Genomic DNA, 12,480 nt, shown 5'->3' with positions numbered 1-12,480 from the left:
TAATATAAAGAGCCGACCTTAAGGTCAGCTCTGAGTATTGAGGTGCACAGTGCATGTGTTACATATGCGATAGATGCGATATGAGACTGCAGTGTACACCATCCGTCATCTTTTACTTAAGAGTGCGCCGTTGCATCCAAATCCATACCTTGATTGTTGAACACGTCTTGATCGTTCTCTTTGAGCACCTTGCCTGAAATGAGACCTGCGGTAATAGAATCATTGACATTTAACGCTGTGCGTCCCATATCAATCAACGGTTCGACTGAGATGAGCAATCCTGCCAATGCCACTGGAAGATTCATGGTGGAAAGCACGATCAGGGAAGCGAAAGTGGCACCACCGCCTACACCCGCCACGCCGAACGAGCTGACCGTAACGACTAGAATAAGCGTGAGGATAAAATCCCAGCTCGTTGGATCAATACCCACGGTTGGAGCAATCATAACCGCCAGCATCGCCGGATAAATACCAGCACAGCCGTTTTGCCCAATAGTCGCTCCCAAGGTCGCAGACAGATTCGCGATGCCGTCGGACACACCCAGCTTTTTCGTTTGCGTTTCAACATTTAACGGAATGGTCGCCGCACTGGAACGAGAAGTAAAAGCAAAAACCAGTGTAGGCAATACCTTTTTCACATACGTCACCGGATTATAGCCGAACAAGGCCAGCAAAATAAGATGAATGATAAACATGACCAACAAAGCCACATAAGAAGCGAGTACAAACTTGATTAGCTTCAAAATTTCATCTGGATTGGTCGTAGCTACTACTTTAGTGATCAGTGCTAAAATACCGTAAGGTGTCAATCTCAGCACCAGCGTTACAATCCGCATCACTACAGCGTACACTGCATCGATCACTTTACGGAAGGTTTGCGCCTGTTCCGGTTTTTTACGATCCAATCCGAGCACAGCCACCCCAATAAAGGCCGAGAAAATAACCACCGCCAGCGTCGACGTACGACGTGCTCCCGTCATATCCTCAAAAGGATTTGAAGGAATAAATTCCAGCACCTGCTGTGGAATGGTCATGTCCTGAACTGTTCCAAGGCGCTCTTCCATCTTCAAGCCTTGTGCTTGTTCCTTTTCTCCACCTTGAATCTCAATGGCCTTTAAATCAAATGACAGACTGGTTACAATACTCACTGAAGCAGCAATTGCCGTTGTAATCAGTAGTACTGCAATAATGGACACGCTGATTTTGCCAAGGTTCTGTCTTCCTTTCAAATTCATAATAGCCGAAATAATCGACACCATGATAAGCGGAATAACGACCATTTGCAGCAAACGGACATAACCATTACCTGCGAGGTTGAACCAATCAACTGATTTTGTAATGACCTCTGAGCCTGCCCCATAGGCATATTGTAGAATAGCCCCGTAGATCAGTCCGAAGCCAAGTGCGGCAAATACCCTTTTTGTAAAGGAGATGTGCTTTTTCTGCATCCAGACCAACACGCCGAGCAGTGCAAGCAGCACGATGACATTCAAAATAATAAAGAAGGTATCCATATATCATTTCCTCCAAACTTAAACGTAAGATGTTTTCTAAAGTGACCCTTCAATCCGAAGATTACTATATCACAAAGCCAACTATTTTTGTAGGTTTTATTGAAATAAAAATAATAAATCTGCTTCAGCCTTAGATTTATCAAAATGACAAACAGCAAGCCTTCGTAAGATGAAGGCTTGCTGTTTTTTTGTCCTGAACAGAACGACATGTATTCAACTTAGCTGCCGAGGCTCTTTTCCACAACCGAGTTCGGAGAAGCATTCATGCCAGATGTAGATACTACTTGCGAATGCTCATCTTTTTCATCCACAAAGCCCATAAAATACGTAATTACGCCAGCCGTAACAAACGAAATCAGTATACCCACAATACCGTACACAAGCGTGGGTTCAGAAAATAAAGGTAAGCTGAGCAGCCCAGCAGAGGTACCAATAGCAGTAAGCTCTGTTTCAAACAAACACATACAAGCCCCACCAACGGCTCCACCAATCATAACTGCTATTAACGGTTTTTTGAAACGGATATTGACACCATACATGGCCGGTTCAATGATTCCCAGCATGGCTAACAAACCTGTGGACGCAGCCAGCGTTTTGACTTTGGCATTTTTGGATTTAACACATACGCCAAATGTTGCGCCAGCCTGAGCGAAAGCCGCTGCAATGACCACGGGAAAAATATGATCGTAACCCAATGTTGTAAGCGAGCTGATCATAATCGGTAGCATTATATATTGCATGCCTGCAATAATAAGCCAAGACATCGCGCCTCCGAGCAACAGCCCTGTAAATATTCCTGCATTGTCAAACAACCAGCCTAGTCCATCCGATACATGTTGGCCGAGATAACTCCACAGTGGTCCGAAAGCGAACACCATCAAAGGTATAGTGATCATCAGTGTCAAAGTCGGGACAACCAATAATTTAAGTGAATAAGGGGTATATCTGTCTAACCATCTTTCGACACACGATGCTATCCAAACGACAACAAGTATGAGTACTATAGATGAAGCAGCTTGTGGGTCTATAACTGACAGACCGGCAAAACGTACCTCCTCACTTGACTGGAATAAACTTGTTAGTTGGGGATGGAATACGGATACTGCGATGGCTGCCGCAACAAATACATTGCTGCGCAGCCTTCTTGCCGCACTTGCCGCAACAAAAATAGGTAGAAAGTAATACACCCCATCGCTGATAGCCATTAAAATAGTATATACCTGCGGATCAGACAACAATAAACCGAAGGACATTAAAACTAATATAATTACCTTGATCATTCCTGCCCCAATCATTGCCGGCAAGATCGGAGTGAATACGCCTGATACATAATCTAATAGGCGACTTATCGGATTTCCCCCTGTAGCAGCTCTGTTACTACCGGAAGTCGGCTCTAGTTCATCTTCTCCTCTGACCTGCGAAATCATTTCTTTGGAAAGTAAATCCCCATTCATAACTACCTTTTCCCCTTTTATATGTATATTGAAGACCACTTTCGAGCTTACCAAACCGAGCTTAGAAGAATATTGTTATAAAAGCGGTATTCCTTATGCTACTTATATTACTTCTTTTTTACAATAGTTTTAAAGAAGGAGTAATCTATTCGTTTTTATGCACCTGATAATTCACATCAAACTTACATCTAAACACCTAAGACCATAGTTATATATTTTTTGTTTGTTTTTGGGCAAATATGACTATTCAACCGCCTGTTAATTATGTAAAATAGGTCTAACCTACTTTTTAGTAAATCATGGATTACTTCCCTTTCACATTCTTGTTCCTTGAATACAGCTGAAATATACATAGAATCCGAACATTTTCAGTCTTTTCTTCAAGCAAGGAGAGGAAAACAAGTAGATCATGGCGTGTCTAGCATCTTATTGGACAAGCGGCCTACATCAAGCAGGGGAATTCGTCTGACTTTATTACCATCATGTGAGAGGAGAATTTTCATGAAGAGTTTTAATCGTTCCATTGGCGCGAAATTACGAATTATGTTTTTGCTGATTCAGCTCTTTGCATCCCTTTTGTTCAGCATCAGTTTCTATGCAATATCCATGAGTATCATTAATAACAGTGTCATGCCTCAGGTAGACCAATTGCTAGAAATTGGAGCTAAAAATGTATATCAGGATCTCAATATTTCCTTAGCTGTTCAGGCCGGGCAAGGAAGCGGTTCTGATTCCGGCTCCGCTATACAGATGGAATCCTATCTGCAGGACAAAGTCGATACTCTCAAATTAGAATCGGCATATATCGCGGTAGTGAAGGATGGTAAAGCCGAAGTCGTCGCACGGAATGTAAAATCAGTATACAAGGTCAAGGATGCACTCATTCCTGTAGAGGATGTAAAAAAAGCAAAACAAGGCGAGATGAATATCAGTGAAATTTATAGCGATTCGTACGGAGTACACAAAACCGCCTTCTTTGCTATATCGGGTAGTAATTTAGTTCTGGGCGTGAACGAAGATGTTGGATTCGTACAAGAAAAATCCCAACAAATTCTATGGATTTGCATAGGTATTACAGTGGCAACACTCCTGCTGGGCGGAATTATTTCTACCCTCGTGATACGTAAAGTTGTAAAACCCATTGCTGAATTGGTTCGTCATAGCGAAAAAATTGCTCAAGGTGATCTTTCACAAGAAGCGAAGGTTCATGGCGTCAATGAAATTGCGCAACTTGCCCGCAGCTTCCAATCGATGTCTCATAACTTAAAAGAAATGATCGGCCATGTGCTTTCTACATCCGGTGCGGTTGTTGGAGGATCGGACGAGCTGCTTCGTCGGACTGAGGCTATGAGTGTAAAAGTCCAGGATTCTACAGTTGCCGCAGAGGAAATAGCAAAGGGCAGTACCAGCATAGCTACAGCTGCTGCTGAAAATGCGCAGGCTATGGAGGAAATCGCTCAAGGTGTTCAGCACATCGCCTCCTCTGCCAATGATGTATCCGATCAAATCAGTGAAGCGACAAAAGAAACGGTTAACGGTACTACGCTCGCTCAAAAAGCTGTAGCTCAAATGTCACAGGTAGGACATGCTGCCGATGAATCGCTTCGATACATCCATAGTATGAATGAGCGCTCAGAAGCCATTGGCAGTATCGTTTCGGCTATTTTCGATATCACGAAGCAAATTCAAATGTTGTCCCTGAATGCCTCCATTGAAGCTGCCCGTGCGGGCGAACATGGACGGGGCTTCGCCGTAGTAGCCGGAGAAGTGCGCAAGCTTGCGGAGCAATCTAAAGAAGCCACACAAGAAATTTCCGACTATTTGGTTACCATTCAAGAAGTATCGCAACAATCTGTGGACTCTGTGACCCAGGTGAGCCGTGAAATTCATTCGGGAACGGAAATGGTTCAACAAGCGAGCTCAGCCTTTAACCAGCTAAGTGAGCTTATGCAAAAGATCAATGCTACGATTCAAACGGTATCTGCAGCAACGGAACAAGTATCCGCCAGCTCGGAAGAAGTATCTGCTTCCGTGGAAGAGACAGCTCTCATCGCTGCCAATGCACAGCATATGATTCAGGAAATCGGTTTAAATGCCGATGAGCAACTGAATGAAATGGAAAGCCACAGCGAGGTTGTTCGCCAATTAAGCAAACAAGCAACCGAGCTGCAAAAGGCTGTCCAAAAATTTAAAATTACGTAAGCCGATACCATAGAGGATTTTGCAAAATCCTGAATAAAGAGAGGTATCTCTCAGTCATGAAAATGGCTGTAGAGATACCTCTTTATTTTTAAGAGCGATTTAAATAATCATTTTATGAAGTTTATGAATTCATTCCCATCATACGATAAATTTGCTCCATATCTAAATGAGCCCGAAGCACCTCTGCGACACGGTCAAACTCTCGTTCCTTGGCTTCACGTACAGTAAAAGTGCTTTCTAAAGGTGCCAAGCCCTTGGCTTGTCGTAATCCATCCAGCCAGCATCGGCGAAAACGGTCATTATCAAACACACCGTGCAAATAGGTTCCCCATACTTTACCGTCTGTCGTACCCCAGCCTTCCTCAAAAGCTGTTCCTTCACCACGCCGGATATGGAATAACCTTTTCATTTCGCTTAGGTTTAAAGTTCTATCTGTAGGTGCGTATGGTTCCGTAACATACTCCGTAACGCCCATATGTATTTCATAACCTTCAATACTTGGCTTGGAGGCATAACCCGAATCAGGCGCAGTGCCAAGCAAAAGCGGACAATGATTAGACAGGGTTCCTTGTACGCGTACGGTTTGCTTTTCCTTCAAAAAGGTCGTGGACAGAGCCAGCCAACCTAACCCCTCTGCCTGCTGCGGCAACCCAGATTCGACGGCTTCGGAATCAACTAGCGCTGTACCCAGCATCTGGTAACCTCCACAAATGCCAACCAGCTGTGTGCGTCCGGTATTCATAGCCTGCCGAATGTCTTTCTCCAGACCTCTCTCACGCAATTCCAACAGGTCTCCAATGGTGTCTTTGGTCCCCGGTAAGATAATGGCGTCCGGTACACCCAACTGTCCGGCTTCTGTGACATAACGAACACTCACATCCGGCTCTGCGGCCAGAGCATCCGTGTCCGTAAAATTGGAAATCCGTGGATATCGTATCACTGCAATATCCAGTTCTTTATCCTTTGCAGATTGCTTGGGCTTCTTATCCAGTACTACCGAATCCTCTGCTTCAATGCGAATGTCTGGTAGATAGGGCAATACACCGAGTACAGGAATGCCTGTCCGTTCCTCCAGCCAGTCTAATCCCGGTTGCAGCAGAGACAGATCACCTCTGAATTTGTTAATGATAAATCCGCGGATACGTTGTACTTCATGGGGTTCCAGCAACTCGATAGTTCCTACGAGAGAGGCAAAAACACCGCCCCGGTCGATATCTGAAATAAGCAACACTGGAGCATCCGCCCAACCTGCCAGATTCATATTTACGATATCGCGGTCCTTCAAATTAATCTCTGCCGGGCTGCCTGCCCCTTCCATAAGGACAATATCATAGGTATCGCGCAACCGATTCAGAGCATCCATAACGGTCTGTTTGGCTTTTGGCAAAAAATCCTTCCGGTAATCGGAGGCGCTCATATAGGCATAAGGTACACCGTGTACAACAATTTGTGAGTGCATATCTTTGACCGGCTTAATCAGAATCGGATTCATGTCGGTCGTGGCCTCAATACCGCAGGCCTCAGCCTGCACCCCCTGAGCGCGTCCAATTTCCTTGCCGTCTTCGGTAACATAAGAGTTTAACGCCATATTTTGCGACTTAAACGGTGCTGGACGATATCCGTCCTGCGTAAAAATACGGCAAAGCGCAGTCGTCACCACGCTTTTACCCACATCCGACGCTGTTCCTTGAAGCATCAATACGGCTGCCGGGCTCGTGCAGGACGGTTCGAAAGTTGACAATTGCCTCTTCCCCTTTAACGAATTCATTTCAAATCTGGTCACACCCCGTACAAAATTACAATAAACAACAATAAAACAGTCTCCAGCAATTCGTTTAAAGTTCCGTATATATCTCCCGTAAGTCCACCCAAGCGGCGGTTAATACGGTTTGCCGTGAAGGTTCCAACACCGTAAGCCAAGACCGGAATCAACACAAAACCTATCCAGATTGGAAGGCTTTCAGAATATGAAAGGAAGGTCTGTAAGCATGATCCTGCCAACGACAGATTCCCAGTATCCTTTGTTGCTGTAGCCAAACCTGCCAGAAGATATTGTCCTACGGCAGCACTCAGGGTCACTAATACAGCCCAGAATACGGCCAACCCTACGCGGCCACCACTCATATCAGCAAAACGCGCAGCCAGTCCATCATCATTACGGGCTTTAGGCCAGCGCTTCATCGCATGTACCATAAACCAGCGGCTCCAAACCATCGGAAGCAGCAGCAAGCCAGACACATTCCGTTCAACCAGCACCGTATATAGCAAAGAAGCCTTGAGCATGAGCAGCAACACACAAGCAATAACGCCCATTGCCCCTACACGGCTATCCTTCATAATCTCCAGCATCCGTTCACGGGATCGGTAGCTGAACAAGGCATCAGCCGCATCCATCCACCCGTCCAAATGCAATCCACCCGTCAACCAAACCCAGACAACAAGAGTAAGAATCGCACACGGCAACGGCGGCAGCACCATAGAAGCAAGCGCCGCAAAGCCCCAGACGATGATGCCAATGACCACTCCCACCAGCGGATAATAACTTGCACTGCGTTTAAGCAAATCCGGGGAAAAATCCAATTCCGCCTTCACCGGAAGACGCGTTAAAAATTGAAAAGCAGCAGCAACAGCCTGACGTTCGCGGCTCATAGCTTATATTCCAGCCGTTTGAGTTCTACGGGAATACCCGCCGTCACCAAAAATACTTCATCACAAAGACGGGCAATCCGCTGATTCATAACCCCACTCAAATCCCGATACAGCCGACCAAGCGGATATTCGGGCACAATGCCGTCACCAACCTCGTTGGTCACGATGACAAGCTTCCCCGGATACTGCTCCACAGCTGCCGTCAGTTCATTAATGGCAACTTTGGCCGCAGCCTCGCCGTCCTCGCCTGCGGCCAGCAGCACGTTCGACAGCCACAGGGTCAGGCAGTCGACTAACACCATAGGCGCGGATGATGGCTGCGACGCTTGATCGCCGCCAAGCCGTCGCAGCAGCTCCGGCAGCGCCTGCGCTTCCTCCAGCGTCTGCCAGTCGTACCCGGCAGACTCGCGCTGGACCCGATGAAGGGCGATGCGCTCCTTCATCTCCATGTCGTAGGCTTGCGCCGTTGCAATGTAGCAGGCGCCAGGCGCGCGCGACATGCATAATCGCTCGGCAAAGCCGCTTTTCCCGCTGCGTGCCCCGCCGGTCACGAGCGCTTTCATCGCTGCGCGGCTCCCTGACCGTCCGATACGCCTGCATCGGCAAAGGTCGCCATTTCGCGCATAATGCGGCACGCCGCATCAATCAGGTGCAAGCTAAGCGCACCACCTGTGCCCTCCCCGAGCCGCATGTCCAAATGAAGCATGGGCTCCAGCTTGAGCTGGCGGAGCACCGCCGTGTGCCCGCGCTCGTCCGAGGCGTGCGAAGCGAGCATGTACGCAGCGCTTGCAGGCGCAAGTGCACGCGCTGCGAGGGCAGCTGCGCCGGAAATAAAGCCGTCCAACACGACTGGACAGCGATGTGCGGCTGCGCCGAGGATGACTCCTGCCAAGGCGGCAATTTCCAGACCGCCGACCTTAGTGAGCACGTCGAGCGCATCATTTGCATCTGGCTGGTTCACGTCCAATGCGCGGCAGACAACCGCTATTTTGCGGGTAAGCCCAGCCATATCTACACCCGTTCCCCGGCCTACGATAACTTCCGGCTCCAGCCCGGTGAGAGCACATACGACCGCAGCGCTGGCTGTGGTATTCCCGATGCCCAGCTCTCCAGTAACGAATAGCCGTGTGCCACCTTTGACCGCTTCTGCTACAGCTTCAGCTCCGGCCAAAACCGCCTGTTCCGCTTCAGTACGCAGCATCGCTGGCCCTTTAGCTATATTCGAAGTACCCATGCGTATCTTACGGTTCAACAGATTCGCGTGAGCGACATCCGCATTCACGCCAACATCTACCACCTTGACATCTGCACCCGCATGGCGTGCCAGCACATTAATTGCTGCGCCACCTGACAGCATGTTATACAGCATTTGCTGTGTAACCTCAGCCGGAAAGGCACTGACTCCCTCTTCACACACCCCGTGATCCGCAGCCATGACCATAACCGTTTTACGATCGAATTCAGGCTTATCCACTCCTGTAATTCCTGCTAGCTGAATGGCCACACTTTCCAACTTTCCAAGACTTCCCGGTGGCTTTGTTAATTGGTCCAAATGGGCTGAAGCTGCCGAGGCCGCCACCCCATCCGGCTGGGCAATGCTATCGATCAGCTGACGCAGCTTGTCGTTCATACCTTCCACTCCCTGCTCTTTTTAAGTGTGTTTCATCGTTTATTTAATCTGCTGTATCCGAAGCACTTCTGCGCAGCAAGAGCTGCGGCACACCGCTATCAGGATGCGGAAGCATCACAGGCTCAACACCGTATACTCGTCGAATCCGATCCTCGGTTAATAACTTCGATGAAGCTCCCAATCCTTCAACCATTCCATCCTTGAGTACAAGCAAATCTTCGCAAAATTGGGCTGTCAAGTTAAGATCATGCAAGACCGCAATGATCGTCACACCCGTTTCTTGGCGCCAATCTGCCAGCAGTTCCATAAATTCAAGCTGATAGCGCAAGTCCAGATAGGTCGTAGGCTCGTCCAGCAGCAATATTCGTGGCTCCTGCACCATCACCTTTGCCAAAGCTACACGCTGTCGCTGTCCCCCACTCAAACGGTCTAATGCTCTGTCCGCCAGCGTGGTAAGACCCAATCGCTCCAGCACGCGATCCGTGATCGCCTCCACCTCAACACCCTTTTCCCTGCCTAGCCAGTCCTGATGGGGAAAACGTCCCATTTCTACGACTTCCCTGACGGTGTATCCCACTGGAGGAAGCCCTTCCTGTTGGAGTACGGCTATGAGTCGGGAAAGCTCTTTTCTGCTGTAGCTACCGACCTTTTTGCCGTAGATATGAACGTTTCCCGAAGTTGGCTGATCTACACCGGAAAGCAAATGCAGCAAGGTCGATTTTCCACTGCCGTTCGGACCAATAATCCCCCACCAAGTTCCTTCGTCGACGCTCCAGCTTATATTTTTTAAAGCATGGAACTCTCCATAGGCACGTGTCAGACCCACTACCTCTAATGCCCGATCACGCACCTTCTGTGATTCACTTTGTTCTGTCACAGCAGTCCCCCCCTGCGCAGCTTCTTGTTCCGGTACAGGAGATATGCGAAGAACGGTGCCCCAACAAAGGCCGTCATCACGCCCAGAGGAATTTCCGTGGGGGCTAACAACGTGCGAGCCGCCGTATCAGCCCAAGCCATAAAAATAGCTCCACCGAGCGCAGATAATGGAACAATCATACGGTAATCAGGACCTGTCACCAGACGAATGATATGCGGTACAACGAGTCCCACAAAGCCAATCACACCACATACCGAGACAGCGGCTGCTGTCAGCAGCGTGGAAATAATCAGAACAGATAGCTTCGTCGCATCTACATGAACTCCCATGTGCGCCGCCTGACGTTCACCCAAAGCCAAAATATTCAGCACACGTGCCCGGTTCCATAGAAATACCAGCCCTATGACCACATAAGGTAAAAGGATTCCTGTATATGACCAACCGCGCAGACTAAGACTTCCCATCGTCCAGTACAATATTTCATTGACCGTCTCCTTCGACATGGCTGTCAGAAAGGAAACAACCGCTCCCAGAAAGGATTGCATCACCACACCCGACAAAATGAGACTTTGTGTCGGAATTTTCCCACCTTCCCGTGCCAACGTCAGCACCATCCACAGCGTAAGCATTCCGGTCGTAAATGCCACTAGCGGCAGCGTCCATACACCAACAAATGAAAATTGAAGGCCCCAATAAATCAGTACTGCCGCTCCTACCGAAGCCCCCGAGGATACCCCCAGTGTATACGGATCAGCCAAAGGATTACGCAGCACACCCTGAAATCCGGCTCCCGCCAGCGCCAGCGCTGCTCCTACCAACATTCCCAGTAACACTCGTGGCAATCTGACCTTCAAAATAATCTGCTCTGAGGATGTATTCCAATCCGGTGTAAACGTATCGCCTAACCACGGAAGGTGGTTAACCAGAATGCCTGTGATCTGGCTGACCGGAAGCTTGGCCGAGCCGATGCCAAGACAGAGCAGCAGCGTCAGCAACAGTAGGACAAGACCTGTCCCTCCAAAGCCGATCAGTTTACGGTTCATTTGAAAATTTCAGGATACACGCCCTTGGCCACTTCCTTGAGACCTTCCGTTACGCGTGGACCCGGACGACTGATCAAATTATCATCCACGGCAAATACCCGGTTGTGGCGAACAGCCGATATTTGATCCCATCCACTGCGAGCTTTAATAATTTCGCCGAGCGTTTGACCAGTTTTGTCGTCCTTGACACTTTTGCTGTACAAAATCACGTCAGGGTTCGCAGCAATAATATTTTCTTCACTAATTTGGTACCACCCCTTCTGCGTGGCACCTACATTTTCACCGCCCGCCAACGTAATCAGCTCGTCCATAAACTCGCCTTTACCAACTGTCCAGCCTGGTGAAAACTCGACGTATACCCGCAGCTTCTGCCCTTTACCGATATTTTTAATTCCTTCTTTTACTTCTGCTACATCTGCTCTCATCTTGTCAGTCACCGCTCTTGCTTCTCTCTGATGATCGGTGATTTTCCCATACAATTCGATGTTAGCCATGACATCTTCCACTGTCTTCGGTTCCGTTTTAAAAATCATAATTCCCATGTCGCGCAGCTTGGTCGTAGCCTGTTCACTAAGTGATATCCCTGCAAAAACGACTTCCGGGTTCGCAGCAATGATCGCCTCTTCGTTTGGTTTCATAATACCGCCCACTTTAGGCTTTTTCGTAGCTGCTTCCGGGTAATCAGAGTAGTCGGAGACGCCGACAATTTCCTTATCCAGCCCGATGGCGAACAATGCCTCGGTTTCTGCCGGGGAGACGGAAACGATTTTATCCGGCGCTTTTTTGAATGTAAATTCCTGTCCTGTTGCATCTTTAACTGTGAGCGGGTAAACCGTTTTGCCCGGAGGCTCTTGTGCGTTTACTGCCTGTCCCGACTGCTGTGAAGAAGCCTGACCCTCTTTATTTTCAGCATTTTTTCCATTCGCCCCACATGCACTCAGCACAACCGCCAAAATCAGAGCCAATAAACCTGTTGTCCAAACCTTTATTTTTTTTCCTGCCATGATTTGCACCCCTTCATAAAAAAATCGTTAAGAGCGTTACTTGAGCATCATCAGATATCTTCTAAATCCAGCCTTCTTTTCCTATCAAAAAAACCCCGCATCCTCAT

General features: G+C 48.1%; 10 protein-coding genes. 1 reads left to right on the top strand and 9 read right to left on the bottom strand.

Translation table 11 applies throughout. The features are described 5' to 3' along the window. Positions 1-116: 116 nt before the first annotated feature. Entirely contained in the window at positions 117-1,514 is a 1,398-nt protein-coding gene (locus MKY35_RS06825) for an L-cystine transporter (protein WP_029516398.1), read from the bottom strand. Positions 1,515-1,732: 218 nt separating this feature from the next. Beyond that, entirely contained in the window at positions 1,733-2,968 is a 1,236-nt protein-coding gene (locus MKY35_RS06820; protein ID WP_342445958.1) for a PTS transporter subunit EIIC, read from the bottom strand. A gap of 501 nt (positions 2,969-3,469) precedes the next feature. Between MKY35_RS06820 and MKY35_RS06815 the strand changes: the two genes are divergently transcribed. Then, on the top strand, positions 3,470-5,170 hold the full coding sequence (locus MKY35_RS06815; protein ID WP_318626855.1) for a methyl-accepting chemotaxis protein: 1,701 nt from the start codon (positions 3,470-3,472) through the stop codon (positions 5,168-5,170). A 121-nt stretch (positions 5,171-5,291) separates the two neighbouring features. On the opposite strand, the gene MKY35_RS06810 is transcribed toward MKY35_RS06815, so the two are convergent. Genes MKY35_RS06810 through MKY35_RS06780 form a run of 7 tightly spaced genes read right to left on the bottom strand, consistent with a single transcriptional unit; the run spans position 5,292 to position 12,373 of the window. Continuing rightward, the gene (locus MKY35_RS06810; RefSeq protein WP_342445957.1) at positions 5,292-6,911 is read right to left on the bottom strand and encodes a cobyric acid synthase; all 1,620 of its coding nucleotides are present in this window, start codon (positions 6,909-6,911) and stop codon (positions 5,292-5,294) included. Between the two features lie 38 nt (positions 6,912-6,949). Continuing rightward, the gene (gene cobS, locus MKY35_RS06805; protein ID WP_342445956.1) at positions 6,950-7,819 is read right to left on the bottom strand and encodes an adenosylcobinamide-GDP ribazoletransferase; all 870 of its coding nucleotides are present in this window, start codon (positions 7,817-7,819) and stop codon (positions 6,950-6,952) included. Continuing rightward, the gene (gene cobU / locus MKY35_RS06800; protein ID WP_342445955.1) at positions 7,816-8,382 is read right to left on the bottom strand and encodes a bifunctional adenosylcobinamide kinase/adenosylcobinamide-phosphate guanylyltransferase; all 567 of its coding nucleotides are present in this window, start codon (positions 8,380-8,382) and stop codon (positions 7,816-7,818) included. The genes cobS and cobU overlap by 4 nt, the downstream gene beginning before the upstream one ends. Further along, the gene (cobT, locus tag MKY35_RS06795) at positions 8,379-9,449 is read right to left on the bottom strand and encodes a nicotinate-nucleotide--dimethylbenzimidazole phosphoribosyltransferase (RefSeq protein WP_342445954.1); all 1,071 of its coding nucleotides are present in this window, start codon (positions 9,447-9,449) and stop codon (positions 8,379-8,381) included. Before cobT ends, cobU begins: the two co-directional genes overlap by 4 nt. 43 nt (positions 9,450-9,492) lie before the next feature. Continuing rightward, entirely contained in the window at positions 9,493-10,326 is an 834-nt protein-coding gene (locus MKY35_RS06790; RefSeq protein ID WP_342445953.1) for an ABC transporter ATP-binding protein, read from the bottom strand. Further along, a complete protein-coding gene (locus MKY35_RS06785) occupies positions 10,323-11,369 on the bottom strand; it encodes an iron ABC transporter permease (protein WP_342445952.1) in 1,047 nt (348 codons plus the stop codon). Before MKY35_RS06785 ends, MKY35_RS06790 begins: the two co-directional genes overlap by 4 nt. Then, positions 11,366-12,373, bottom strand: a complete 1,008-nt coding sequence (locus MKY35_RS06780) for a cobalamin-binding protein (protein ID WP_342445951.1) — start codon at positions 12,371-12,373, stop codon at positions 11,366-11,368. Before MKY35_RS06780 ends, MKY35_RS06785 begins: the two co-directional genes overlap by 4 nt. Positions 12,374-12,480: the final 107 nt, after the last annotated feature.

The sequence above is a fragment of the Paenibacillus sp. FSL L8-0638 genome (assembly GCF_038593075.1).
Lineage (GTDB): Bacteria > Bacillota > Bacilli > Paenibacillales > Paenibacillaceae > Paenibacillus > Paenibacillus polymyxa_D.
The sequence above is the reverse complement of the archived record's forward strand: the minus strand, read 5'-3'. Positions and strand labels throughout refer to the sequence as shown.